The organism is Streptomyces sp. NPDC058257 (assembly GCF_042881845.1).
Taxonomy (GTDB): domain Bacteria; phylum Actinomycetota; class Actinomycetes; order Streptomycetales; family Streptomycetaceae; genus Streptomyces.
Genome location: NZ_JBHVXJ010000001.1, coordinates 1,075,517 through 1,101,426 on the forward strand (window position 1 = coordinate 1,075,517; position 25,910 = coordinate 1,101,426).

Here is a 25,910-nt window from a genome sequence, read left to right on the forward strand (position 1 = left end):
GACTACGGGACGAAGTACGGCTGTATGCCTGCCAAGTGCTTCTGACTGCGTGCTACTTGTTCTCGGCAGCAGCCGATTCGGCCTTCTTCTGCAGGTCACCGAGGACCGTCTTGGGGTCGTCGCTCACGGCCTTGCCACCGGTCTTCTTCATCTCGGAGGAGATGACGTCCCAGGAGGTGTCGCCGAGCGGGTAGAACTTGGCGTTCGGCAGGACCTTGAAGAACGGCTCCAGGTCCTTGTGCTTGCCGCTGGTCTGCATCGTCTTGAGGGTGTCCTGGGTGACGGGCATCAGGTTGTACATCTCGTCGAACTGCAGCATCTTCTTGGAGTACGTGAAGTCCAGGAACTTCTTCACGCCTTCCTTCTCCGCGCCGCCGTCCTTGAACGCCATCATCCAGTCGGCGACACCGAGGGTGGAGTCGAGCGGGCCCGTCTTGCCGGGGATCGGTGCGACGCCGTAGTCGACCTTGCCGTCCTTGGCCATCTGGATCAGGCTCGGGTGGCCGTTGAGCATGCCGACCTTGCCCGCCGCGAAGTCGGCGAAGGCCGTCTTGCGGTCCGTGGAGGCCGGGTTGGAGTACGTGAGGCCGGGCTTGACCAGGTTCTTCTGCAGCCAGTCGAAGGTCTCTACGTTCTTGGCGCTGTCGAGCGTGTACTTGCCGCTCGCGTCGGTGTAGCCACCGCCGTTGCCGAGCTCCCACATCATCGTCTCGCCCTGGGTCTCCTCGGGGCCGAGCGGGAGGGCGTACGGCGTCTCGGCGGCCTTGGACGACTTGATCTTCTTCGCCGCGGCGGCGACCTCGTCCCACGTCTTGGGCGGCGTCTTCACGCCCGCCTTCTTCAGGACGGCCTTGTTGTAGAACATCACGCGGCTCGATGAGACCCACGGGATGCCGTACTGCGTGCCCTTGACCTCGCCGGCCTTGGCGAAGGTGGGGATGAGGTTCTGCTGCGTCTTGGGCGAGAGGACCTCGTCGGCCTTGTAGAGCAGGTCGTCCGCGACCTTGTCGGCGTAGCCGCCGGTCTGCAGGAGGTCGGGCTGGTTGCCCGCCTGGATCATGTTCTTGACGGACTTGTCGATCTCGTTCCAGTTGATGACCTGGACGTCGACCTTGTAGCCCTTGTTCTCCTTCTCGAACTCCTTCTTCACGCCGTCCCAGTACTTCTTGGAGGCGTTGGAGGCCTTGTCGCCGTAGTCGGCGGCGACGAGCTTGATGGTCTTGCTGTCACCGCTGCCGCTGTCACCGCCGCAGGCACTGAGTCCCAGTGCCATCGCGAGCGTCGCCGCACCGGTGGCGATCAATCGATTCCTCATGCTGTTCAACCCTTCGACATCGGTGTCGACTTGAACGCGGGCAAAAGGTTCCCCCCGCGGCGCCGTGGGGCCGACATTACTCACGGCCGGAATTGGCGCAACAGGCCTAGACCACTTTCGTGGCCAAGCTGAAATCACCTGTGCGCGGGGTCACTTGATGGCCCCCGCGGTCAGGCCCGCCTGCACCTGACGCTGGAACACCGCGTACACGACGAGCACCGGAACCATCGCGATCGTCAGGCCCGCGAAGAGCGCCCCCCAGTCACCGCGGTAGCCCTGCGAGACCGCGAGCGTGGCGAGCCCCTGCGGCAGCACATAGCTCTTCTCGTCCTCGTTGTTGAGCAGCAGCGGAAGCAGGTACTGGTTCCACTGGCCGAGGAAGTTGAAGATGCCGATGCTGACCAGACCCGGCTTGGCCATCGGCAGCATGATCTGGAAGAACGTGCGCGTGTGCGAGGCCCCGTCGACCATCGCCGCCTCCTGTACGCCGGTCGGCAGCGTCCGGAAGAAGGACGTCAGGAAGAAGACGGTGAAGGGCAGCGAGTACGCGATGTACGCGATCATCAGGCCGGGACGGGTGTCCAGGAGGCCGAAGTTCTCCATGACCGCGAAGAGCGGCACGAGCGCGAGGATGACCGGGAACATCATGCCGCCCGCGAACAGCATGAAGACAAACCGGTTGCCCGGGAAGGTGAAGCGGGCGATCACGTACGCGGCCATCGAGCCCAGGAGCATGGTGCCGGTCAGCGAACCCGCGAGGATGATCAGCGAGTTGAGCGTGTACTGACCGATGTTGGCCTCGGTCCACGCGTTGGTGAAGTTCTCCCAGTGGAAGGAGGACGGCCAGCCCATCGGATCGCTGAGGATGTCGACCGAGGGGCGGAACGCTGTGAGGGCGACCCAGACGAGGGGCCCGGCCGCGAGGATCACCCACAGGGCGAGGAACGCGTGCGAGAAGACGTTCAGCGTGGCGCCGCTCCTGGAGCCCGTCTCACGGCGGGGCTCGTCGGCGGGCTTAGTGCGGGGCGCGGTGGTGGAGGTGGTCATGATGCAGTGCTCCCGCGGTCTCAGTATTCGATCCGGTCGCGATTCCCGATCCTCATGACGATCAGCGAGAACGCCATGCTGAGGAGGAGGAGGACGACGCCGATGGAGGTGGCATAGCCGTACTGGCCGTCACGGAATCGTTCGTAGAGGAAGACGGGGGTCACCTTCAGGACGTGCTCGGGCACCATGACCAGGACGATCGCGAACGAGTCGAGCGCCTGGATGCCCATGTAGATCCAGCCCGTCCGTACGGTGTCCCAGATCAGCGGAAGCGTCACGCTGAAGAAGGTCCGCCCCCGGCCCGCGCCGTCGAGCAGCGCGGCCTCGTAGATGTCCCTGGGGATCGCGCCCATCGCGGCGGAGAAAAGGACCACGTAGAAGCCGACGAAGCTCCAGCAGATCACGACGAGCACGGCGATGACGGCGAGGGCGCGGTCGCCGCCGAGCCAGGCGGGACCGTCGATGCCCACCTTGTCGAGACCGCCGTTGATCAGGCCGCTGTTGGTGTTGAGGACGCGGCCCCAGACGACGGCGATGATGGCGACGGACAGGACCTGCGGGAAGAAGTAGACGACCTTGTAGAACGACGAACCCGCGACACCGGCGATGGCCTGGCCCCTACGGTGCCTGCCGCCCGACGTGATCATGTAGGCGAAGAACATGCCGAGCATGAGCGTGATCACCGGGGCGACGATCGCGAGGACGACGCTCACTTCGAGCGAGTCCCAGAAGCGTTCGTCGTTCCACATCTTCGTGAAGTTGTCGAAGCCGATGAAGTTCGCCACCGGGCCGCCGGACCAGTCGGTGAACGAGTAGTAGATCGCCTGCACGAAGGGCGAGATGACGAAGAGGGCGTAGAACGCGAGCGGCACGCTCAGGAAGCCCATGATGAAGCGGTACTTGTCGAGCGTGCGGTAGCGCCGGTCGTAGCGCACGCTCTCGGGGGTGAAGCGGGGCGGAAGGAGCACCGCCAGGAGGAACAACAGCCGGTTCGCCGCCTTGGGTTCGGGCGTCCGCTCCGTCGTCTTCTTCGGGGGTGGGGAATCGTCCACCCGGGTGTCGGTCGTCATGCTGCTCCGCCCCGCCTCGCTCACATACCTGAAGACTCGGTTCCGATGCCGGTTCCGATGCCGGTTCTGGTGTCGGTTCTGGTGCCGGCTCCGGCGGTGGTTCCGGTGGTGGTCAGGACTTCTTGATCTTGCTGATGTCGGGGTCGTTCTTGATCCGGTCCGACGCCTTCTGCATCGTCTCCATCGCCTGCTTGGTGCCGATCTGGCCCAGCATGAACTTGGCGATCATGTTGTTGTAGTCCTCGCGGAACAGCTCGTTGTACCAGTCGAAGAACTTGGGGATGACGATGTTGTCGCCGGCCGCCTCGATGGCCGCCTTCGCGCTCGCCGTGCCGGGCGGCAGCTTCTGGCCGTCGATGGCGCCCTTGACCACGGGGATCGAGCCGACCTCCTTGAACAGGTTCAGGGCGGCCTCCTTGCTGTACATCATCCGCAGCCACTCCATGCCGCCCTGCACGTTCTTGGCCTTGGCGGGGACGATGAAGGGCTCGCCCGCGGGGGCGTAGAGCGTGCCGAAGGGCATCTTGTCGCCCGAGTCCAGGGACGGGGTCGCGCCGACCGCCATGTCGAAGTCCTTGGGCGTGGTGTCCTTGGCCTCGTTCTCCACCCAGGAGCCGTCGGGCACGAAGACGCACTTGCCGCCCTTGGTCCAGGCGGTCTGCATCTCCGTGTGCGCCTCGGTGCCGTCGAAGCCGGTAAGGACGTACTTCTTGGCGACGAGCTCTTCCCAGGCCTCGAAGACGTCCTTGACCGCGTCGCTCTTCCAGGCGTCCGGCTCCAGGTAGTCCATGGCGTCGGTGACGTCGCGCCCGCCGCGCTGGGCGAACATCGCGTACATGCTGAAGAACACGTAGCGCGGGTGGCCGCCGGGGTAGCTCCAGCCGTGGATGCCCTTGGCCTTGGCCTTCTTGCAGAGGGCGAGCATCTCGTCCCAGGTCTTCGGGTACGCGCTGTCGAGGCCCTGCTCCAGGAGCTTCTTGGAGTACCAGTTGCCGTAGACCGTCGAGGCGATGTTGAGCTGGTAACACTCCTTGCCGCCGAAGGTGCCCATCTGCTCGACCACCGGTACGAGGGTCTCGCGCACCGTGACGCTCGGGTCGTCCCAGGAGGGGGCGCCGAGCAGTTCCCGCAGGTCGGCGACCTGCTTGTTGTGCACCAGCTTGCCGATGTTCATCTGGTCGGCGCCGGAGTTGTTGACCACGTCCGACGTCGGCTTGCCCCGGACGATCTTCGGCTGGACCTGGGTGGCGATCTTCTCGGTGGGCTTCTGCTCAGGGTGGGACTTCGGGTACTTCTTGGCGTACATGTCCGTGACGAACTGGGCGTACTTGTCGCCGTAGCCGCCGTTGAAGATGTAGACGGCGAGACCGGCGTCGGCTTTCACGCCCAGCGGGTTCTTCTTCGACTTCGTGCCCTTTTCCGCCTTGTTCTCTTCACCGCCGCCGCTCGCGCAGGAGCTCAGGGCGCCCACGGCCGGCACTGCGAGAAGGCTGGCGGCCACCGTCCTCTTCATCACGTCACGACGGTTGATGCTGGTGGATCCCATGCTCAAGTCCTCGCCTTCCAGGACTCAGGCGGCGCACGGGGCTCCCGACAACTCGCCAGTGGCGAAGGGCCCGACACCGCGGGTCAGTTGAAGCTTGGTGGTACCGAACGTGCGACAACTACATGGCAAGGGCTCGCACCCGCCACTCAGGGTGCCGATAGGTATAGTCCACTTCTCGGCAGCAGAGCAAGATCGAATGCAGCTTGGGCCAGCAGTCTTTCCCGAGTTGAGACCTCGCGGAGACACGGACTGGTTCGTTCACGGCGTGAGCAAATTCAGCCGGGGAAATCGGTGGCGTCGGGTCCCCGCCGCTCCCCCCTCCTGATCCTCTCTCGCCCCTCCTTGCTCCCCGTTGGACTTTCTCCTCGGCCCCCTTGGACTTTCTCCGGGCCACCGCCGACTCCACCTGGCCCTTTCAACAGCCTTGACACCACCCACCACTTGACGCCCTACTGGACCTTGCGCAGCGATTTGACAACGTTGTCCAACTCGCAGGGAGGGGCTCGGGGATGCCGCACAGATCACGCAGACCTCGCTTCAGACACCATCGTTCGGCCGCGGTTCTCGGAGCGGCCGCGCTCACGCTCGTCGCGACGGCACAGGGCGCCGCCGTCGCCAAACCGGAGAAACCACCCAAAGCAGCGCGGGAGTTCGTTTCTTCGTTCGAAGAAGGCGATGTGCAGCCCGACTGGCTGAACACCGTCGAAACCGGCCCCGACGGCAAGAAGCGGACCGCCGGAGTCAACGGCGCGTTCAGCGCCGGTATCCCCGGCAGTGTGAACGACCACGTCACCGAGGTCCGCGCGAGCGGCGAAAACTCCTCGGGCGGTGAGGTCAAGGAGAACCTGACCGACGGTGAGCCCACCAGCAAGTGGCTGACCTTCAAGCCCACGGGGTGGGTCGAGTTCGACCTCGACGAGCCCGCCAAGGCCGTGACGTACGCGCTGACGTCGGCGAACGACCACGACGAGCGCGACCCCAAGGACTGGACCCTGCAGGGCTCCACGGACGGCAAGGACTGGAAGGTCCTCGACACCCGCAAGGGCGAGTCGTTCGACAAGCGCCACCAGACCAAGAAGTACGACTTCGACAACGGCACCGAGTACGCCCACTACCGCCTGGACGTCACCGCCAACAACGGCGCGTCCGACGCCCTCCAGCTCTCCGACGTCCAGCTCTCCGTCGGCGGCAGTCAGACGCCCGCCCCCGAGGACATGCTCTCCCTCGTGGACCGCGGCCCCAGTGGCTCCCCGACCGCGAAGTCGGGCGCCGGGTTCACCGGCAAGCACGCCCTTCGCTACGCGGGCACCCACAAGGCGGACGCCCGCGGCTACTCGTACAACAAGGTCTTCGACGTGAACGTCTCGGTGCGGCGTGACACCGAGCTGTCGTACCGGGTCTTCCCGTCCATGGCCGAGGGCGATCTCGACTACGACGCCACGAACGTGTCCGTGGACCTCGCCTTCACCGACGGCACCTATCTGAGTGACCTCAAGGCCACCGACCAGCACGGCTTCCCGATGGACCCGCGGGGGCAGGGCGACGCGAAGGGCCTCTACGTCAACCAGTGGAACAACGTGGCCTCGCGGATCGGGCAGGTCGCGGGCGGCAAGACCGTGGACCGGGTGCTCGTCGCGTACGACTCGCCCAAGGGCCCGGCGAAGTTCCGCGGCTGGGTGGACGACGTGTCCCTGAAGGAGAAGGCTCCGGCGAAGCCGAAGGCCCACCCTTCGGACTACGCGGACACCACCCGCGGCACGAACTCCAGCGGCGGCTTCTCGCGCGGCAACACCTTCCCGGCGACGGCCGTCCCGCACGGCTTCAACTTCTGGACGCCGGTGACCAACGCGGGTTCGCTCAGCTGGCTCTACGACTACGCGCGCGGCAACAACGCGGACAACCTGCCGACGATCCAGGCGTTCAGCGCGAGCCACGAGCCAAGTCCCTGGATGGGCGACCGGCAGACCTTCCAGATGATGCCGTCCGTCGACAAGGACACCCCGTCCGCGGACCGCACCAAGCGCGCGCTGCCCTTCAAGCACGAGAAGGAGACGGCACGCCCGCACTACTACGGCGTGACCTTCGAGAACGGTCTGAAGGCCGAGATGGCCCCGACCGACCACGCCGCGATGATGAAGTTCACCTATCCCGGTGACGACGCGAGCGTCATATTCGACAACGTCTCGGAGAAGGGCGGCCTCACCCTCGACAAGGAGAGCGGCGTCGTCAGCGGCTTCTCGGACGTCAAGTCCGGCCTCTCCACCGGTGCCACGCGCCTCTTCGTGTACGGGACGTTCGACGCTCCCGTCACCGCGGGCGGCAAGCTGGAGGGCGGGGGCGGCGGTGACGTCACCGGCTATCTGCGCTTCAAGGCGGGCAAGGACCGCACGGTCAACCTGCGCCTGGCGACCTCACTCATCAGCCTCGACCAGGCCAAGGCCAACCTCAACAGCGAGATCCCGTCCGGCACCTCCTTCGACCGCGTGAAGAACCGCGCGCAGAAGAGCTGGGACGACATCCTCGGCAAGGTCGAGGTGCAGGGCGCGAGCGAGGGCCAGCGGACCTCGCTCTACTCCTCCCTCTACCGCCTCTACCTCTACCCAAACTCGGGCTTCGAGAAGGTCGGCAAGAAGTACCAGTACGCCTCTCCCTTCTCGCCGCAGACGGGGCCCGACACCCCGACCCACACCGGCGCGAAGATCGTCGACGGCAAGCCGTACGTCAACAACGGCTTCTGGGACACGTATCGCACGACCTGGCCCGCGTACTCCTTGCTCACGCCGAAGAAGGCGGGTGAGCTGGTCGACGGCTTCGTGCAGCAGTACAAGGACGGCGGCTGGACGTCGCGCTGGTCCTCGCCGGGCTACGCCGACCTGATGACGGGCACCTCCTCGGACGTGGCGTTCGCCGACGCGTACGTCAAAGGCGTGGACTTCGACGCCAAGGACGCGTACGACGCGGCCCTGAAGAACGCGACGGTGGTACCGCCGAGTTCGGGCGTCGGCCGCAAGGGCATGGAGACCTCTCCCTTCCTCGGCTACACCCCCAGCGAGACCCACGAGGGCCTTTCCTGGGCGCTTGAGGGCTACCTCAACGACTACGGCATCTCGCGCATGGGCCAGGCCCTCTACAAGAAGACGGGCGAGAAGCGCTACAAGGAGGAGTCGGAGTACTTCCTCAACCGCGCCCGTGACTACGTCAAGCTCTTCGACGACAAGGCGGCGGGAGGAAGCACCGCGCCGGGCTTCTTCCAGGGCAAGGACAAGAAGGGCGACTGGCGCGTCCCGTCGGACAAGTTCGACCCGCGCGTGTGGGGTTACGACTACACCGAGACGAACGCCTGGGGCTACGCCTTCACCGCCCCGCAGGACTCGCGCGGCCTCGCCAACCTCTACGGCGGCCGCAAGGGTCTCGGCGACAAGCTCGACACGTACTTCGCCACTCCGGAGACCGGGTCCGCCGAGTTCGCGGGCTCCTACGGAGGTGTCATCCACGAGATGACCGAGGCGCGCGACGTACGCATGGGCATGTACGGGCACTCCAACCAGGTCGCCCACCACGTCGCCTACATGTACGACGCGGCGGGTCAGCCGTCCAAGACGCAGGAGAAGGTCCGCGAGGTCCTCTCCCGCCTCTACACGGGCAGCGAGATCGGGCAGGGCTACCACGGCGACGAGGACAACGGCGAGCAGTCGGCCTGGTACCTCTTCTCCTCGCTCGGCTTCTATCCGCTGGTCATGGGCAGCGGCGAGTACGCGATCGGTTCGCCGCAGTTCACCAAGATGACGGTGCACATGGACGGCGGTCGCGACCTGGTCGTCAAGGCGCCCAAGAACAGCGCGAAGAACATCTACGTCCAGGGCCTGAAGGTCAACGGCAAGAAGTGGACCTCTACGGCGCTCCCCCACAAGGAGATCGCGCGCGGCGGAGTCCTGGAGTTCGACATGGGCCCCAAGCCGTCCTCGTGGGGCACGGGCAAGAACGCCCAGCCGTCGTCCGTCACGCAGGACGACAAGGTGCCCGCGCCGCGCGGTGACGCCATCAAGGGTGACGGCGCGCTCTTCGACGACACGTCGAAGACGGAGGCCACTTCGGACTCCGCCGTGGACCTTCCGGTCGGCAAGGAGACCAAGGCGGTGCAGTACACGCTGACGTCGTCCGCCGACAAGGCGAAGGCGCCGCGCGGCTGGGTCCTCCAGGGCTCCACCGACGGCGAGAAGTGGAAGGACCTCGACAAGCGGTCCGGCCAGTCGTTCGCCTGGGACAAACAGACCCGGGTGTTCACGGTCGACCGTCCGGGGACGTACGGGCACTACCGGCTCGTACCGGACGGGTCCGCGACGCTCGCGGAGGTCGAGCTCCTGAGCTGATCCCTCTCGGGAGGCAGTACCGCAGCTCGTCGACGCGGGGGCGGGAGTGAAAGGTTCACTCCCGCCCCCGCTTGCGCTCTCCGGCCTCGGCCCCGCCTCCAGGAAAACCGCGGAGACAGCGAAAGACGCCGCCCCTACGATGTGCCGATGGCAACGATCAAGCAGTTCCAAGTCACTTTCGACTGCGCGGAACCTCGGCGAGTCGCTGAATTCTGGTGCGGGGCGTTGGGGTACGTCATACCGCCGCCACCGGAGGGGTTCACCACTTGGGACGACTACGATCGCACGCTGTCGCCCGAGCACCGCGGCTCAGCGGCCTGCGTGGACCCCACCGGTGTCGGCCCGCGACTGTTCTTCCAGCGCGTCCCCGAGGGCAAGGTCGTCAAGAACCGGGTGCACCTCGATGTGCGGGCCGGCACCGGGCTCGTGGGTGAGGAGCGCCTCGCCGCGCTTGAGGCCGAGTGCGCACGACTGATCCCGCTCGGCGCGGTACGCGGGCGACTCCTGCTCGCCGATGACGACTACGAATCGTGCCTCAACATGCAGGACGTCGAGGGCAACGAGTTCTGTCTCGACTGAGCGGCCGTGAAAGCGGGCCGGGGCTTCCTCAGCTGACGCTCACATGGATCCCGGCGCTGCGCATGTCCTTCACGGCGTCCTTGGACTTGCCCTTGCCGCCGCGCATGTTCTGCGGCTGGTAGTAGTGCGCGGCGGTCATGGAGATGGTGAACTTGTGCCCCATGTAGCCGTTCTCCGCGTAGTCGATGAGCCTCTCGGCGCAGCCCTCGCCGTACGTCTTCCTTGAGGTTCCGTGCTTGCTGGAGCACGGGCTCGCCGTGATCGAGATCGCCAGCTGGTGCCTCATGCCGCCACGACTCCTGGGTACACCGGTGGACATGACGGAGTCCGGGTTGCCGGTGGCCTCGTAGTGAGCGATTTCCGAGTCCAGGTAGTCGAGCAGTTGGTCTTCCGCGTGGTCGCCCTCCGACTGGGCGGTGGTCTTGCTGGTCCATGTCCCGATGGCGTGCCCATTCAGTGTCGCCGTCAGAATGGTGGAGAAGCCCGGATTCTCCGTCATCTCCTCCTCCGGAAGGTAGTAGGCGGCGGGCGCCCGCTGCACGGTTCCGGTCTTCGTGAGTTCCTCACCGTGGTCGGTGGTCTTGCGCTGGGCTGTGAGGGAGGGTGCGGTCGCTTCGCCCGCGGCGTAGGCGTGGCCGTCGGCTCCGGCGGCGTGTTCGGAGCCTTGGCGGGGGTCGGTGGTGGTGACGCCCGCGCCGTTGCTGTGGCCGGTCTCGACGACGCCGCGGGTGTTCTTGTCGACGTGGCTCAGTTCGTGGCCGATGGTCTCTTCGTTGCCGACGGCCTTGGCGGACAGGAAGATGTGGTTGTCGATGGTCATGGCCTCGGCGCCCATGGCGGCGGTGGCGCGCTGGGCGATCGCGTCGCGGTGGACGCGGGTGGAGGCGATCCTCTGGTTCTGGTAGAAGGGCACGGCCTTGTCCACGACCGCGGAGGGCAAGGACTCGCTGGGAGAGTTCCTGGCCTCGGCCACCAGGGCCGCCTGTCCCTCGGGGCTGGTGTCCGGCACCACCATGTGGGCGTGCTCGTCCTCCAGCGCCTCGCGCGCGACCGTACTGCTGACGGACCGCTGGACCCGCGCCTCCTGCGATCCCTGCGCCGCCTGCGTCTCGTGTCCGCATCCGGCGCCGTGCTGGTGCCGGGCCCACTCGTGCCCGGTCTGACGCAGCATCTGGACGACGCCACCGTTCCCGATGGATCCCTGCAGATCGAGCATCCGCTGAACAGCCGCGTCGGCGCGCGTGGTTGCCGGTCGCACTCGCTCGGACGCGTCCCTCCTCCGGGCCCCGGCCTTGTTGTTGTCGTCGCGGGCCAAGGCCATCTGCGTTCCTCCGGCGCTCAAGGGGTTGGGTGGACCAACCTCCACCCTTACGCGCGAGGTTCGTGCGGCTCCAGGGCCGCGGGGGCAGACTTGCGGGCCGAGCGGGCAGTCCGCCGCTGGCCGTCCTTGGCGGTCCTCCGCATCTGGGCATGACGGCGCCTGTCCCTGCCGCTGCCCCTGCCCCTGTCCCTGCCGCTGCCCCTATCCCTGTCGCTGCCCCTGTCACCCCTGTCCGCCTTCGCGGCGACGTAGACGCGCTTGATGTCGTCGTCGAAGTACGACGCGTACGAGGTGTCGGCGCTGTGGCCGCCGGTCATCCAGCCGCCGGTGACACCGATCAGCCTGGGCGGCTCAGCGCCCGCCGTGATGAAGGGGCCGCCGGAGGTGCCGCCGACGTAACCGTCGCAGTTGATCTCGGTGAAGGTGCCGCCTCGCCAGACCCTGCCGCCGCCGTCCCTGACGTCCCCGGTGGTGTACTTCTTCGTCGGCGTGGTGCAGCCGAGGGGGTCCTGCTTGGGCTGGTAGCTGCCGCCGCCGTACAGATACGGGTATCCGATGGCGAGCACGGTGTGGTGGAAGCCGGTGTCGAACCCCATCGGGATGGCCCCGACGACATCCTCGACCTCCTTGCCGTCACCGCGCGGCTCGGTGGCGAGGAACGCGACATCGACGTCGGTCAGTGCCTCCTCGCTCTTCTTGCTCCCGGTGTAGCCGGGCTTCTTGAAGATGTGGCCCTTCTCGACGGGGTACATGCCGTGCGGCATCGGGCTCTTCGCGCTGTGCTGCGGCACGAAGACCAGGTTTTCCTGGCGTCCATCGGTGTCGAAACAGTGCGCTGCCGACACGACCAGGTTCCTGCCCGGGGAGGGAACGACGGTCCCGCCGCAGAAGCGGTAGTCGTAGCGGTCCGGGTATTCGTCGCCCGCCTTCCGCGCCCAGTAGAAGGTGCCGACTTCCTTGATCCCTTTGAAGGTGTGCGAGGGGAAGGTGTGCGAGGGCGAGCCCGACACTCCCTCGCGGGCCTGCCTCTCCTCGACCGGCTCGGCCCGCGCCATACGCTCCGGCGTCCAGAACTCCTCGATCGGCGTCGGGTCCGGAGCTGACCAGGCCGGTCCCACGGCTGCCAGGAGCGCGGCCGTGACCGCCAGAAGCGCGGACGCGGCGGCTGTCGCCGTCAGGCTGTGTTTCGTTCTCACAGTCGAGTTCTAGTCCATGGGCGGAGTTCCGCCGGGCGACCTAGCCGGGGTCGCGTTCCGCGATGCCCCACTCGTCGGCCGGCGCCGCCACGAGCGGCGGACCGTGCCCCGCCGGTCCTGGTCGATCGGGGCACGACGGTGCCGTCAGGCGGGTGGCCAGTTGCGCAGGGCTACGTCGGCCACCTGCTGGAGGTCGTCGCGGGAGGTGCCGCCCGCGGCTTGGACGGCGATGCCGTTCGCCACGGTCATGAGGTAGCGGGCGAGCAGCCCGGGATCGGTCTCGGCGGGTAGATCGCCTTCGTCGACGGCCTGTCGGAACCGGTCGTGCAGGAGCGCGATGGCCTCGTTGCGCCAGGCGGTGAGTGCGTCGCGGGCGTTGCGTCCGGGGTCGCCGACGGCGAGGGCGCCCTGGACGCCGAGGCATCCGGCGGGGCAGTCGGGGCGGGTGCTGGCCCGGGCGGAGCCGCCCAGGAACGCGGTGGCCACCTGCTCGGCGGTCGGTTCTCGCAGGGCCCGTGCCGCGTACGCGGCGGGGCCTTCGGTGTAACGCTCCAGAGCCTTGCGGAACAGCTCGTCCTTGTTTCCGAAGGCCGCGTACATGCTGGTGCGGGTGATGCCCATGGCCTTGGTCAGGTCGGTGAGGCTGGCGCCTTCGTAGCCCTGCTCCCAGAAGACCCGCATGGCACGTTCGAGGGCCCCGTCGGCGTCGAAGCCTCTGGGCCGACCGATCGGCGCCTTCCGCTGGATCTCCATGCGGCCAACCCTACTCTTCTGTACCGATCGGTGCGGAAGGTGCTACGGTCCCATTCAGTACCGATCGGTACTGAACTCTGTGGAGGTCATTCACATGGGACAACTCGAAGGCAAGACCGCCGTCGTCACCGGCGGCGGCACCGGGATCGGCCTGGCCACCGCGGTACGGCTGGCAGCCGAGGGCGCGCACGTGTTCATCACCGGCCGACGCAAGACCGAACTGGACGTGGCTGTCGAGACGATCGGGTCGGCGGGGGCCACCGCGGTGGCGGGTGACATCTCGAACCTGGCCGACCTGGACCGGCTCTACGACGCGGTCCGCGCCCGGGGCCAGGGCCTGGACGTGGTCTTCGCGAACGCGGCTAGCTTCTCGTTCGCGACCCTGGAGCAGGTCACCGAGGAGCACTTCGACCAGACCTTCGACGTCAACGTGCGGGGCACGCTGTTCACCGTCCAGAAGGCGCTCCCTCTGCTCAACGACGGCGCGTCCGTGATCCTGAACGCGTCCACCGCCGCCGACAACGGCACGGAGGCGTTCGGCACGTACGCGGCGTCCAAGGCCGCGGTCCGGTCCTACGCGCGGACGTGGGCCAACGAGCTCAAGGGCCGCGGCATCCGGGTCAACGCCATATCGCCGGGCCCGATCGACACCCCCGGAATCACGACCGTCTTCGGCGAGGAGAACGCGGCCGACGCCAGGGTGAACCTCGCCGCGGGACTGGCGATCGGCCGCATGGGCCGCCCGGAGGAAGTCGCCGCACTGGTGGCGTTCCTGGCCTCCAGCGAAAGCAGCTTCATCCTCGGAGCCAACCTGTACGCGGACGGCGGCGAAAACCAGATCTAACCCCGGCCCCATGGGCGAGCGGGTTGCGAGAAAGTCCCACCCAGGAGGGCGAAATGCCCGCTTGGGGCGGGACTTTCTTGCATCCCCCGCATATCCAGCTGCGTGCGGCGGGTCCTCGGGGACGGTCCGCTCCGTGAGTGCGGCCGACCGTGACGAGGTGTCGCCTTCGTCCGCATCACGCGCCCTCGTCCGACGAGGACGAGGCCTCAAGAATGGTCTCGACCTCGGGTGTGGCCCGCTTCGTCCGGCCCGACCGGACACGGCTCTCGTGCTTGGCCCCACCGGGACGTCCCTGCGGGTAGTCGTTGAGGAACTCCGGCGCTTCGTGGGCCGGGTCGGCCTGCCGCCGGAGGGCGCTGCGGATGTGCTTCAGCGCTCCCGGCTCGCGGACCCTTTCGGCGTTGGCGATTCCCATGAGCATCGCCGCCGCCCGGCACTGGTCGTCGCTCAGCCCCTCGATCTCCTCCTCGCTCAGCTTCCGCCCCTTCAGCGCGTCGACGAGGGGGGCGAAATGCTCGGCGTCGAGTTCGGGGACCAGGCCGATGAACTGGCTCTCTTCCTCACGGACGTAGCGGCCGTCGGTGTTGTGGGTTCCCGGATACTGAGTCTTGTTGGTGGTGACGTTCGGAGCGCTTCCGCGCCCGGGGCCATCGTTGTACGGACCGAACGGGGTCTCGTGCGTGCTGAAGCTCTCCGCCTGCCGGCCGCCGCCGCGTTCGGTGTCGCGCTCGGCCCAACGCTCCCGCCTGCTGTTGGCTCTGTCGCGGTCCTCGTCGGTGACCCTCTGCACATACGCGGTGGCGGCAGCGTTTCCCGCCAGGCGCTGCACGGCCAGGACGGACGACTGTGTGACCTGCCGGTTCCCCGAGAAGGGCGCCGCGTCGACGCTCCGGGTCGCTGAGGTCCGAGGTGGCGAAGCCTTCTTCTCCTGCTCGCCGTGCTCGTTCTTCCGGTCGAAACCCATGCCGCTGCCGCTCCCTGTAGTGGGGCCGGTAGCCGCGCGTAACACCTGGCCCCGAGCCGTTCCGCCAGTCGCCTTCGACGATAGGCGTCCCGGAGACGTCCGTAGATGTCCATGAGGGCAGTCCTGCGTACACCGAATTCAGTGAGAGATCCGCGGCGGCCGGTCGAGTGACCGTCGAGTGAGCGGCATGACAGGAACGCTCGGAAACATCAGGGCGGCCGTGGCGGCCGGCCGTCCGCCTGAAATGGCTCGACAGCGTGATGCCGCCGTGCCTAAGATCCACGGCGACGTCGCGTGTCGGTCACCGGCCGGGTGAGGCATGGAGGTGTCGGGAGATGCCTTCTGGAGGCATTCCTTGTCGGTCGAACTGAATCACACGATCATCCACGCCCGGGACAACCGGGAGTCCGCCGAGTTCTTCGCGGACCTCATGGGCCTTGAGATCACCTCGGAGTGGGGCCCGTTCATCGCGGTGGAGTTGAGCAACTCCGTCACCCTGGACTTCGCCACCATCCCCGCGGACAAGATCACCCCGCAGCACTACGCGTTCCTGATCTCCGAGGCGGAGTTCGAGGCGGCGTACGAGAAGATCAAGGCGCGCGGCGTCGCGCACTGGGCCGATCCGCATCAGAAGCTGCCGGGCGAGATCAACACCAATGACGGTGGCCGGGGCGTGTACTTCCTGGATCCGGCGGGGCACGCCATGGAGATCATCACCGTGCCGTACGGCGGATTTCCGGAGTAGTCGCGCCCGTCGTTCATGACGGACAGCTCTTCGCCTTGTCCCCTCGGTACGTCCGGTACAGCGGCATCCTGTCCTCGTCGCCGGGCCGGTCCGCCGAGGGGAACTCGACGATCGGGACGGGCTTGCAGACGGCCCACTGGTTGTTCTCGCCCGGACCGGTGAAGCCGTAGGTGCCGCTCGCCCCGACGAGGCAGCCCCTGCACGTCCCGTCGCTGATGGTCGAGATGGTGAGCGTGCTGTACACATCCTTGGTGGAGGGCAGCCGCGCCGGAACGGGGGTCTGCTTGCCGTCTTCGGTCATCTCGCCGTACGTACGGTCGACGGCGGACGCGAGAAGGGCGAACCCGTCGTAATACATGGCCATGTACCCGTCCGCCAAGGGCCTCGCCCCAAGAGCGTGCTCGCTGACTATCTTCTTGTAGCGCGCGTGGAAGGGAGAGAAACCGGACGGCGCATGACCGATGTCCGACTCCCAGGCGGGGTCGAAGGCCGAGGCATCGACGATCGTGGCGTTGGCCCTGTGCAGGCTCCGGCTGGTGTCCGTGGAGGTGAGCGTCGGTTCCATGCCTATGCCGACCTTGAGGATCCGCAGCTTGCCGCTGCGGTCACAACCACCCTCGTTCGCGAGGCGGTTGATGAAGGCGGGCAGATCCTGGTCGCGGCCCGCGAAGAAGACGGTGTCCGCCTTGTCCCGGCAGATCCTCGTGACGGCGTCGGCGAAGCGCCGCGGGATGCCCTGGTCGTCGCCCGACGAACCGATGTAGTGGGAGTTGTGGTTCTTCAGGTCGTAGGTCTTGCCGAAGTGCCGTTCGAAGATCTCACGCAGGTTCTTGGAGTACACGTCGCCCTCGCGGCTGTCCCAGAGCAGCAGGCCCTTCTCCTCCTGCGGATAGCGGTCGATGTAGTGGGACAGGGCCTTGATGAACTGTTCGTTGTTGGGCGACGTCTTGAAGAAGTACCGGAAATTCATGGAGGCGGCGGTGATGACCGGGCCGACCGTCGGAATGCCGCGCCTGGTGAGTTCGGCGACTGCCTTGCGGGTGTCCGTCGTGCTGCTCGGAATGCCGGTCACCCCCACAAGCGGCGCCTCCGTGTCCCGCGTCATCTCGGCGAGGCGGTCGACGACGGGCCTCCACTGCTTGAGGTCGTTGCCGTCGGGGGCGAAGAGCAGCTGATAGTGCGGCCCGCTGGCGCTGTTCGCCTCCAGCTGCGCCGCGAGAGCTCCCGCGAGGGCGCGCCGGATCATGTCGCCGGTCATGGCGCTCGACTCGTTCGACGTGAAGGGCATCATCAGGGCGATGCGTACGTAGGGAATGCGGGCTTTGCGGTTCGGCGGGTTCTCCCAGTCCTGGGCGACCCGGGCGTTCTCGTCCGCGATGGCCGTGATGAGGCTCGCGGCCTTCTTGTCCGCGTCGAAGGCGTGGGCGGTGACCCCGACGCACTCCCCCGCCATCTCCTCCAGTCCGTCACCGCACGGGCCGGGGCGCGAGTTGTTCCAGGTGGCGCCGCCGACGACGAGGGCGGCGACCACCACGGCGGCCACGAGCCATTCGAGGGGGCCCCACTCCTTGGGCGGGTGGTTGAACATCATGACCCCTCACTGGCGGGGACGGGCAGGACCTGCCGTTTGCGGGCGGCCGCCGGCCAGTCACGGGCGGCTCTGCCGAGGGCTGCGTACCAGGTGCGGTGGCGCCGGGAGAGGTATCCGAGTTCGTCGCCGACCGCCTGGCACAGGGTTTCGGCATCCGGGTCGATCACCGGGTCGGCGTACGGCTCGGACAGGTACCACAGGGCGTGCAGGAGCCGGTTGATGCAGCGGCCCGCCTCGTCGAGATGGGCGTAGCGGGCGGCGTGCTCCCCCAGCGCGATCTCCATCCGGTGATCGCTCCAACCCACCGCGTCCTCATGCGCGTTCATCGACCACTCGGCGATCCCCGACGGCGGAGTCGGAGCGGTGGCGCAGTCCCGCAGGCACTGCAGCCAGTGCTGGACGCTCTGCTCCGCCTCCTCCGCACCGAACTCGTCGGCCAGCATGTCCACCACGCGTGCCGCGTTCCCCGCGGCCAGGCTGTGGCGCAGCGCGTCCGCCTCCTCGTTGGCGGAACGCTGCACGTGGTGCAGATGCAGGAAGCGGTGGATCTGGTGCCAGCTGTGCGGATCGTCAGGAGGCGGCGACGTGCGGCGCGCCTCATGGACCAGGAGCGCCTGCAGCAGCCTGCTCTCCACCAACGGGGCCTCGGCGGGGACGGTCTGCTGCCACTGCCGCTGCACCAGGTACTGTGCCGCCGCGTTGGCGGGCAGCTGCTCGGGGCCGTCGAGGCGCAGGTTCTCGGCGAGGGCCTCCGCGGTCTCGTTGTCCCGCGCGAGGCACAGCACGAGCAGCCGGTCGCGCTGGCGCCGGTCGGGCAGCAGATCCTCCAGGAGGACCTGGGTGACCGGGCGCCCCTGCGCGGTGGGCAGGTCGAGCAGATCCCTCGGGGCCACCTTGCGGTTCTGGCGGGCCGCGTGCACGACGGCCTCGCACAGCACGGTGCTCGCCGCCGGGTGCCCGCCGGTCAGCGAGTGCAGCGCCGACGCCAGGTGCGGGTGGAGCAGCCGCACGGACGCCCGGTCGAGCATCGAGAGGACTTCGTCCCGGCTCAGCGGCGTGAGCGGCACGACGAGCAGTCCCGCGGACGGGTCGTGTCCCGCGCGCTGCCAGATGGCGGCGGCCTGCTTGCGCCGCGCGCCGCCTCCGGTGGGCAGCAGGTCGGCCAACTCACGGCGTACGGCCTGCGGCGCCTCGTCCTGCGGTACGTCGCCGAGGCGGGTGGCGACGACGGTGATCCGGTCGCGGTGGGGCCGCCGCGCGGTGGCGCGGTGTTCCAGGAGAAGGTCCAGGAAGCGCTGCCCCGCGGGGGCGTGCGCCTCGTCGAGGAGGATCAGCGGCCAGGGTTCACGGTTCATGGACCGCACCCAGCCGTAGGCGGTGGCCACCTCCTCAAGGAAGGCGGCCATGAGGGTGTTCTCGACGGCGTGTTGGTAGTCACCGCCCCGGTGGAAGCGCCGGCCGAGCTCAAGCAGGGCGTCGAGTTTGCCGGTGGCGCCGTCCGGTGTGGTGTGCCGCTGCGCGTACCAGTGCCGGGCCGTAACGAGGCCGCGCAGCGACTGCAGTTCACGCAGGATCGCCGCCGTCACCGGCTGCGAGCCGTCGTCGTCCTCCACCGCGACACCGGCGGCGGACGCGCCCGCCGCATCGGCGATGGAGGCCTCGACCCGCTCCGACCACTGCCGCGCCACGTCCCGCTCGGCCCCGGCGAGGAGCCCGCAGGCGATCAGGAGCCTGGCCTGCCGGACGCACACGGCGTCCCGTTCGTCCGCATCGCCCAGGAACCAGCCGGAGACCGCGAACAGGCCCGGCAACAGGACGGGAAAGAGGCCGAGTCCGGGCGCGAGCGCACACACGATCCGCTCCAGGACCTGCACGAACTCGGCGGCCGGGGCGGCGGGCACCCCCTCGGTGTCCGCGGGGACGACGGGCACGGGGACGGACGCCGTCCCCGGCGCGACGACCCGTACATGGGCCAGCGGAAGCCGCCTGTCGTAGTGGCGCGCGAGCCCGTCGAGGACGGCGCTGCGCCCCAGGCCGTGCTGCCCGGTGAGCAGGACGACGGGCACGTCGTCGCCGAACTCCCGCTTCCTGCGCGCACGTTCGTCGTAGGCCAGTCCGGTGAGGGACGGGATGAGTGAACTCACCAGAGGATCGCGACCGTACAGCAGTGGGGTTTGCGGCTTGCCCATCCGACGACATCCTGCTTCCGCTGGGAGCGTTCGGCCGCGAACAGGGCGAGCCGCAGTGCTCCCCCCGTACACCAGCCGCTGACTACTGCTCCAACTCCTCCCGCACCAGTGGAACTTATCTGTGCATCCGGTCACCCGCCAGCGGAATCGCGGGAGACCAGCGGCACGTAAGAACGTTGTTCTACCCTCTTCAGGGCTGTGGATAAATCTCGAGGTCGAACCGGCCGGGAAGGTCCACCGCCGCGCGGACCTCTCCCGGGTAAGCGAGCCTGACCCGTCGCAGCCCGGCCAGACCGGCCAGGTGCGAGAGGTCGATGTCGGTGCCCTGGATGAGATGGATCTCCACGAGCCCCGGCAGCCTGCGGGCGATGCGCCGCAACGACACGGGTGCGCCCGGCTTCGCGTACACGTAGAGGTGTGTGACCTGCGAGACCTGTGCCCTCGGGTCGAAGAGCAGCGTGCTCAGCTGCTCGGGTGAGAGGGTCAGCGTGCGCAGCTCGGGCAGCCGGGCGAGCAGGGCGCCCCACTCGTCCGGCAGGAGTCGCTCGCCCGCCTCGTGCAGGCGCAGTTCCTCAAGGGCCTGGAAGTGCGCGATCTCCGAGAGGTCGACCGTGCCCATCGGCAGCGCGAGGACCCGCAGGTGCCCGAGGCGGGACAGGTCGGGGAGCCCGCGCCAGGGCACTTGCAGCCCCAGGTGCAGGGCGGTCAGGCGCGGGCAGTCCGCCAGCTTCGACAGCGGTTCGAACTGCGGGAGGTCTTCCAGTACGAGGGTGTGCAGCTGGGGCAGCCCGGTGAGCGGTGCGGGCTCCCTGAGGTTGCGGCAGCCCCGCAGGGTGAGGCTCTCAAGGGCCGGGAAGTCCGCGAGCAGGCCGAGGTCGTCCAGCTGGAGCGCGCCGCGCAGCCTCAGCTCGCGCAGGCGCCGCGGGTCGAGGGCCGCGCGTACGGCCTGGGGGTCGAAGTCTCCGTGGATACCGACGCGTTCACATCCGGGCATGCCCGCGAGGGCGTCGAGCTCGGACTGCGAGCGTACGGTGACGGGCTGCGAGGAGTCCGCGGTCAGGAGCGGCCGGATGATGTCGTCGGCGTAGACGGCGGTGTCGAACCGGTCCCAGTGGCCGAGGAGTTGGGCCCGCACCAGTGGCTGCCGGGTGTTGAGGAACTCCTTCAGGCGCGGGATGGCGGCGTCACCGCCGATCTGGCAGATCGCGTGGACGGTGGCGAGCTCCTCGTCGCCCTCCAGGTCCCCCGCCCTGGGCAGCAGGCCGAGCAGCAGCGGCCCCGTGCGCGCCAGGACCCTGGCCTGGCGCAGGCTGCGCGGCGGAACCATGCGTGCCGCCTCGGTCTCGATGGTCAGCCGCACGGCGGGGTCGAGACGGGTGGCCTGCTCGAGCGAAGCGAGGGCGAGCAGCCGCAGCCTGGCCTGAACCATCGCGTCTTTCTCGCGGTTGCCGCGTTCGTTGAGCCGCATGAGCAGGTCGGCGCGTCCCACGTGATCGCTCTGCGCGACAGCCATCTGCACCACGTCCTCCCACTCGTCCGCATGGGCGTTCTTCACCAGAATGCCGAAGTCCCGCTCTTCAAGCACCGCCTTGGCCCCGAGATAATCCTGAAAAGTGCGGTGAATGAAGTCCACGGCCCCCGGCGCGGGCTCACGCAGCAGTCCGGTGCGTACGAGGAGGTACCGCAGGACCTTCTCCGGTTCCCCCATCTTCTGAAGGCTCGGCACCTGCGGCTGAAGCCTGCGCAGCAGCTCAAGGGCGTCCGTGCGCTCGATCTGGGTGCGTTCGTTTCTGATCAGCCAGTACGCGAGGCGCTTGAGCGGTTCGGAGGCGGCCTCCTCGCTGAGCTCGGGGGGCACGCCGCGCTCCTTGTCGCGCCGTTCGAGCAGCATGGACAGGGCCGCCTTGTAGAGAGCGGCCCGCCCCTCGGGCAGAAAGCCGTTGCGCTCCTCGTGCAGGGCGCACATCAGGCTGCACATCAGCGGGTTGGTGGCGAGCCTGCTCAGCTCCGGTCGCGTGCGCAGGGATTGGATCAGGAGGTCGTCCACCCCTTCGGGCGCCTCAGCCGCCGCGTGCCACCGCTGGATGAAGCGCCGCAGGTCGTCGGGGCGCAGCCCGTTCAGCGTGAACTCGTGGAAGCCCTCACGCTCAAGCCAGCCGGGGGCGAGCGCGGAGGGCCGGGTGGTGGCGAGCCACAGGTTGCCGGAGAAGGCGGCGACGAGCCGGCGCAGCCACTCCCGGGTGCGTGTGCGGTCGGACTCGGGAATCTCGTCGAGGCCGTCGATGAGCAGGAGGCCGCGGCCGTTCTGCAGCACGCGCGCCGTCCAGCCGTCGGGCTCGGTGCCCACGTGCGGGCAGCCCATCCGGCGCAGGAAGTCGTCGGGCAGGGGCAGTTCGGTGCCCTCGCGGACCAGGGTGCGCAGCGGCAGGACGAAGGGAACACGGCCGAGGAGCTGTGGCAGATGCCCCGGCACCGTGTCCTGGCGCGCGGTGGTCAGGGCCAGCCACTGGACGAGCGTCGTCTTGCCCGTACCGGCGAGGCCCTGCAGCAGTACGCGCCGGTGGCCGACGAGGATGGACTCGACGCTGTCCTCCAGTTCCGCCGTCCTTCCCTCGCGGGCCACGTCGGGGTCGACGTCCACGGCTGCCGTCGCGACGGCGCGCAGGCTCAGGTAGGCGCTCTCCAGGGGCCACTCCGGGTCGCCGGGTTCGCGCAGGTCGACTCCGTGGAGAGTGAGGCTGCTGTGCTGCTGGATGACGTAGTCGGAGTACTTCTCCTCGAAGCGGGCGTCCGCCGCCGTCCAGTCGTCCCCCGAGACGCGGCGCAGAATCACCTCCAACTGGTCGCGCTGGCGGCGTAGTTCATGGAACTCCTCCAGTTGGGCCCGGGCCGCGAATCCGGGCCGCTGGGTGAAGAAGCGCACGAGGTGCACGCAGGCCGTCCGCAGGAGTACGTCGTGGAAGAGCGCCGCGTCGCGGGTGAGCAGCCTGCGCGTGTCGGGACCGGCCTCGCGGGAGAGCTCCTTGGCCAGCTCCTCGGGCCCGAGGACGAAGATCTGCACGTCGTCCATGTCGAGCTCGCCGAGGGCGAAGAGGGTGCGGGTCAGCGCCTGCCCGACGGAGTCGTGCTCGTCGTCCGCGATCGGCCGTTCGTTCGGCCCCGCGGCCCGCACCGCCCGGCGCACCAGCTCCTGGGCGAGCCGGTGCATGTCGTCCTTGCTGAGCGTGGGGTGGTCCCCGGCGAAGGACAGCAACCCCTTGATGCGTACGGGCTGTTCGGAGTACTCGGCTCCGGGCGCCTTGGGCGGTGGCAGCAACAGCCGCTTCAGCAACGGTACGACGACCGAGGACGCGACCTTGATGCCCATTGCTCCAGCGTCCACTGCAACCCCCGTCGCCGCCGCGAGTTCCCTGCGCACTCAAAGGGTAGGGCCCGCACCCCCTTCACGGGAGTACGGGCCCAACTGCCCTGGTACAAGGTTTACTTGCGGATGAGCGAACGCAGCACGTACTGCATGATGCCGCCGTTGCGGTAGTAGTCCGCCTCACCGGGGGTGTCGATGCGGACGACCGCGTCGAACTCCACGCCCGTGTCGGTGGTGACCTTGACCGTGCGCGGGGTCGTGCCGTTGTTCAGCTCGGTCACGCCGGTGAAGGAGAAGGCCTCTTCGCCGGTCAGGCCGAGGGTCTCGGCGGTCTGGCCCTCCGGGAACTGGAGCGGCAGGACGCCCATGCCGATGAGGTTCGAGCGGTGGATGCGCTCGTACGACTCGGCGATGACGGCCCGCACACCGAGGAGCGCGGTGCCCTTGGCGGCCCAGTCGCGGGACGAACCGGAGCCGTACTCCTTGCCCGCGAGGATCGCGAGCGGCGTACCGGCGGCCTGGTAGTTCTGCGAGGCGTCGTAGATGAAGGAGACGGGAGCGTCGTCCTTCGTGAAGTCGCGGGTGAAGCCGCCCTCGGTGCCCGGCGCGATCTGGTTGCGCAGGCGGATGTTGGCGAACGTGCCGCGGATCATGACCTCGTGGTTGCCACGGCGCGAGCCGTAGGAGTTGAAGTCGCGACGCTCGACGCCGTGCTCCGTGAGGTACTTGCCTGCCGGGGTGTCGGCCTTGATCGCACCGGCCGGGGAGATGTGGTCGGTGGTGACCGAGTCGCCCAGCTTGGCAAGGACGCGGGCGCCCGTGATGTCGGAGACCGGGGTGGTCTCCATCGTCATGCCCTCGAAGTAGGGGGGCTTACGGACGTAGGTCGACTGCGGGTCCCACTCGAAGGTGTTGCCGGTCGGGATCGAGAGCGCCTGCCACTGGGCGTCGCCCGCGAAGACGTCCTGGTAGGACTTGTTGAACATGTCCTCGCCGATGGAGTTGGCGACGACGTCGTTCACCTCGGCCTCGGTCGGCCAGATGTCCTTCAGGTAGACGGGGTTGCCGTCCTGGTCGGCGCCGAGCGCGTCCTTGGTGATGTCCACCTTCATCGAACCCGCGAGGGCGTACGCGACGACCAGCGGCGGGGACGCCAGGTAGTTCATCTTGACGTCGGGGTTGATGCGGCCCTCGAAGTTCCGGTTGCCGGAGAGGACGGACGTGACGGCCAGGTCGGCGTCGTTGACCGCCTTGGAGACCTCCTCGGGCAGCGGGCCCGAGTTGCCGATGCAGGTGGTGCAGCCGTAACCGACGAGGTTGAAGCCGACCTTGTCGAGGTAGGGGGTGAGCCCCGCCTTGTCGAAGTAGTCGGTGACGACCTTGGAGCCCGGCGCGAGGGTGGTCTTGACCCACGGCTTGCGGGTCAGTCCCTTCTCGACGGCCTTCTTCGCGACGAGCGCGGCGGCGACCATCACGTACGGGTTCGAGGTGTTGGTGCAGGAGGTGATCGCGGCGACGGTGACGGCGCCGTGGTCGATCTCGTACGTCGAGCCGTCGGGGGCGGTGACCGTGGTCGGCTTCGACGGGGTGCCGTTGGAGACGGCCGGGGCGTCGGAGGCCGGGAAGGACTCCTTGCCCGCCTCGGAGTCGTCCGCCACGTAGTTGCGCACGTCCTGCGCGAACTGCTGCGAGGCGTTGGCGAGGACGATGCGGTCCTGCGGGCGCTTCGGGCCCGCGATGGAGGGGACGACCGTGGAGAGGTCGAGCTCCAGCTTCTCGGAGAAGTCGGGCTCGGCGGCCGGGTCGAGCCAGAGGCCCTGCTCCTTGGCGTACGCCTCGACGAGCGCGACCTGCTGCGCGTCACGGCCGGTCAGGCGGAGGTACTTCAGCGTCTCGTCGTCGATCGGGAAGATCGCGGCGGTGGAGCCGAACTCCGGCGACATGTTGCCGATGGTGGCGCGGTTGGCGAGGCTGGTGGCCGCCACACCCTCGCCGTAGAACTCGACGAACTTGCCGACGACGCCGTGCTTGCGCAGCATCTCGGTGATCGTGAGGACGAGGTCCGTGGCGGTGGTGCCGGCGGGCAGCTCACCGGTCAGCTTGAAGCCGACGACGCGCGGGATGAGCATGGAGACCGGCTGACCGAGCATCGCGGCCTCGGCCTCGATGCCGCCGACGCCCCAGCCAAGGACGCCGAGGCCGTTGACCATCGTGGTGTGCGAGTCGGTGCCGACCAGGGTGTCGGGGTAGGCCTGGCCGTTACGGATCATGACCGTACGGGCCAGCTTCTCGATGTTCACCTGGTGGACGATGCCGGTGCCCGGGGGGACGACCTTGAACTCGTCGAAGGCGGTCTGGCCCCAGCGCAGGAACTGGTAGCGCTCCTTGTTGCGGCCGTACTCCAGCTCGACGTTCTGGCCGAAGGCGTCCGCCGTGCCGAACTTGTCGGCGATCACGGAGTGGTCGATGACCAGCTCGGCCGGGGCCAGCGGGTTGATCTTGTCCGCGTCACCGCCGAGCTCCTTGACGGCCTCACGCATCGTGGCGAGGTCCACGACGCAGGGCACGCCGGTGAAGTCCTGCATGATCACGCGGGCCGGCGTGAACTGGATCTCCTGCGACGGCTGCGCCTGGGAGTCCCAGGAGCCGAGCGCGCGGATGTGGTCGGCGGTGATGTTCGCGCCGTCCTCGGTGCGGAGCAGGTTCTCCAGCAGCACCTTCAAGCTGTAAGGGAGGCGCGCGGAGCCCTCGACCTTGTCCAGCTTGAAGATCTCGTACGACTCGTCGCCCACGCGCAGCGTGCTGCGGGCGTCGAAGCTGTTCGCCGACACGACAGTCTCCTTCATATATGTGCGCGTTTCCGTCACATCCTGCCGCCACGACTCCTCGTCGATCCGCTAAGGTAAGGCTTAGTTAGGTAACCCTTACCGAGTGGCGGCTCCTGGTGCGCCTCGGCAGATATCTCGATGTCGAGATAACTCTAGTACATCACTCGCGCGTACGACGAGGCGCGCCA

16 protein-coding genes are annotated in these 25,910 nt (G+C 68.0%); 4 read left to right on the forward strand and 12 right to left on the reverse strand.

The genetic code is table 11. The features are described from left to right. Positions 1-52: 52 nt before the first annotated feature. The 4 genes from ACFVXC_RS04670 to ngcE all read right to left on the reverse strand — a co-directional run bounded on the left by ACFVXC_RS04670 (position 53) and on the right by ngcE (position 4,978). Complete coding sequence (locus tag ACFVXC_RS04670) at positions 53-1,315, reverse strand: extracellular solute-binding protein (RefSeq protein ID WP_389901368.1); 1,263 nt, start codon at positions 1,313-1,315, stop codon at positions 53-55. A 150-nt stretch (positions 1,316-1,465) separates the two neighbouring features. Next, a complete protein-coding gene (locus ACFVXC_RS04675; RefSeq protein WP_389901370.1) occupies positions 1,466-2,362 on the reverse strand; it encodes a carbohydrate ABC transporter permease in 897 nt (298 codons plus the stop codon). Between the two features lie 20 nt (positions 2,363-2,382). Then, a complete protein-coding gene (locus tag ACFVXC_RS04680; RefSeq protein WP_389901585.1) occupies positions 2,383-3,249 on the reverse strand; it encodes a carbohydrate ABC transporter permease in 867 nt (288 codons plus the stop codon). Positions 3,250-3,544: 295 nt separating this feature from the next. Beyond that, entirely contained in the window at positions 3,545-4,978 is a 1,434-nt protein-coding gene (gene ngcE, locus ACFVXC_RS04685; protein ID WP_389901371.1) for an N-acetylglucosamine/diacetylchitobiose ABC transporter substrate-binding protein, read from the reverse strand. Between the two features lie 509 nt (positions 4,979-5,487). Between ngcE and ACFVXC_RS04690 the strand changes: the two genes are divergently transcribed. Together ACFVXC_RS04690 and ACFVXC_RS04695 are read left to right on the forward strand one after the other, a co-directional pair. After that, on the forward strand, positions 5,488-9,348 hold the full coding sequence (locus ACFVXC_RS04690; protein ID WP_389901373.1) for a GH92 family glycosyl hydrolase: 3,861 nt from the start codon (positions 5,488-5,490) through the stop codon (positions 9,346-9,348). 147 nt (positions 9,349-9,495) lie between these two features. Continuing rightward, positions 9,496-9,927, forward strand: coding sequence for a VOC family protein (locus ACFVXC_RS04695; protein ID WP_389901375.1), 432 nt, complete (start codon positions 9,496-9,498; stop codon positions 9,925-9,927). Positions 9,928-9,955: 28 nt separating this feature from the next. On the opposite strand, the gene ACFVXC_RS04700 is transcribed toward ACFVXC_RS04695, so the two are convergent. The 3 genes from ACFVXC_RS04700 to ACFVXC_RS04710 form a co-directional block, all read right to left on the reverse strand. Further along, on the reverse strand, positions 9,956-11,248 hold the full coding sequence (locus tag ACFVXC_RS04700; RefSeq protein ID WP_389901377.1) for a DUF4157 domain-containing protein: 1,293 nt from the start codon (positions 11,246-11,248) through the stop codon (positions 9,956-9,958). A gap of 47 nt (positions 11,249-11,295) precedes the next feature. Beyond that, complete coding sequence (locus ACFVXC_RS04705) at positions 11,296-12,444, reverse strand: trypsin-like serine peptidase (RefSeq protein ID WP_389901379.1); 1,149 nt, start codon at positions 12,442-12,444, stop codon at positions 11,296-11,298. Between the two features lie 144 nt (positions 12,445-12,588). Beyond that, positions 12,589-13,197, reverse strand: a complete 609-nt coding sequence (locus ACFVXC_RS04710) for a TetR/AcrR family transcriptional regulator (protein WP_389901380.1) — start codon at positions 13,195-13,197, stop codon at positions 12,589-12,591. Positions 13,198-13,291: 94 nt separating this feature from the next. Between ACFVXC_RS04710 and ACFVXC_RS04715 the strand changes: the two genes are divergently transcribed. Then, entirely contained in the window at positions 13,292-14,041 is a 750-nt protein-coding gene (locus ACFVXC_RS04715) for an SDR family NAD(P)-dependent oxidoreductase (protein ID WP_389901382.1), read from the forward strand. A 175-nt stretch (positions 14,042-14,216) separates the two neighbouring features. On the opposite strand, the gene ACFVXC_RS04720 is transcribed toward ACFVXC_RS04715, so the two are convergent. After that, a complete protein-coding gene (locus ACFVXC_RS04720; protein WP_389901384.1) occupies positions 14,217-15,005 on the reverse strand; it encodes a hypothetical protein in 789 nt (262 codons plus the stop codon). Between the two features lie 355 nt (positions 15,006-15,360). Here ACFVXC_RS04720 and ACFVXC_RS04725 point away from each other — a divergent pair, with 355 nt between their 5' ends. Continuing rightward, on the forward strand, positions 15,361-15,750 hold the full coding sequence (locus ACFVXC_RS04725; RefSeq protein ID WP_389901385.1) for a VOC family protein: 390 nt from the start codon (positions 15,361-15,363) through the stop codon (positions 15,748-15,750). Between the two features lie 13 nt (positions 15,751-15,763). Here ACFVXC_RS04725 and ACFVXC_RS04730 read toward each other — a convergent pair whose 3' ends face one another. The 4 genes from ACFVXC_RS04730 to acnA all read right to left on the reverse strand — a co-directional run bounded on the left by ACFVXC_RS04730 (position 15,764) and on the right by acnA (position 25,740). Further along, positions 15,764-17,341, reverse strand: a complete 1,578-nt coding sequence (locus tag ACFVXC_RS04730) for an ABC transporter substrate-binding protein (protein ID WP_389901386.1) — start codon at positions 17,339-17,341, stop codon at positions 15,764-15,766. Then, a complete protein-coding gene (locus tag ACFVXC_RS04735) occupies positions 17,338-19,485 on the reverse strand; it encodes an ATP-binding protein (RefSeq protein ID WP_389901387.1) in 2,148 nt (715 codons plus the stop codon). Before ACFVXC_RS04735 ends, ACFVXC_RS04730 begins: the two co-directional genes overlap by 4 nt. Positions 19,486-19,720: 235 nt before the next feature. Continuing rightward, entirely contained in the window at positions 19,721-22,912 is a 3,192-nt protein-coding gene (locus ACFVXC_RS04740; RefSeq protein ID WP_389901388.1) for an NACHT domain-containing protein, read from the reverse strand. Positions 22,913-23,010: 98 nt separating this feature from the next. After that, positions 23,011-25,740 (reverse strand): aconitate hydratase AcnA, encoded by a 2,730-nt coding sequence (gene acnA, locus ACFVXC_RS04745; RefSeq protein WP_389901390.1) that lies wholly within the window; start codon positions 25,738-25,740, stop codon positions 23,011-23,013. Positions 25,741-25,910 lie beyond the last annotated feature (170 nt).

What these genes read in the sequence shown, in the direction of transcription:
- ACFVXC_RS04670 (WP_389901368.1), bottom strand. Translation starts at nt 1,315, where the DNA reads ATGAGGAATCGATTGATCGCCACCGGTGCGGCGACGCTCGCGATGGCA.
- ACFVXC_RS04675 (WP_389901370.1), bottom strand. Translation starts at nt 2,362, where the DNA reads ATGACCACCTCCACCACCGCGCCCCGCACTAAGCCCGCCGACGAGCCC.
- ACFVXC_RS04680 (WP_389901585.1), bottom strand. Translation starts at nt 3,249, where the DNA reads ATGGGCTTCCTGAGCGTGCCGCTCGCGTTCTACGCCCTCTTCGTCATC.
- ngcE (WP_389901371.1), bottom strand. Translation starts at nt 4,978, where the DNA reads ATGGGATCCACCAGCATCAACCGTCGTGACGTGATGAAGAGGACGGTG.
- ACFVXC_RS04690 (WP_389901373.1), top strand. Translation starts at nt 5,488, where the DNA reads ATGCCGCACAGATCACGCAGACCTCGCTTCAGACACCATCGTTCGGCC.
- ACFVXC_RS04695 (WP_389901375.1), top strand. Translation starts at nt 9,496, where the DNA reads ATGGCAACGATCAAGCAGTTCCAAGTCACTTTCGACTGCGCGGAACCT.
- ACFVXC_RS04700 (WP_389901377.1), bottom strand. Translation starts at nt 11,248, where the DNA reads ATGGCCTTGGCCCGCGACGACAACAACAAGGCCGGGGCCCGGAGGAGG.
- ACFVXC_RS04710 (WP_389901380.1), bottom strand. Translation starts at nt 13,197, where the DNA reads ATGGAGATCCAGCGGAAGGCGCCGATCGGTCGGCCCAGAGGCTTCGAC.
- ACFVXC_RS04715 (WP_389901382.1), top strand. Translation starts at nt 13,292, where the DNA reads ATGGGACAACTCGAAGGCAAGACCGCCGTCGTCACCGGCGGCGGCACC.
- ACFVXC_RS04720 (WP_389901384.1), bottom strand. Translation starts at nt 15,005, where the DNA reads ATGGGTTTCGACCGGAAGAACGAGCACGGCGAGCAGGAGAAGAAGGCT.
- ACFVXC_RS04730 (WP_389901386.1), bottom strand. Translation starts at nt 17,341, where the DNA reads ATGATGTTCAACCACCCGCCCAAGGAGTGGGGCCCCCTCGAATGGCTC.
- acnA (WP_389901390.1), bottom strand. Translation starts at nt 25,740, where the DNA reads ATGAAGGAGACTGTCGTGTCGGCGAACAGCTTCGACGCCCGCAGCACG.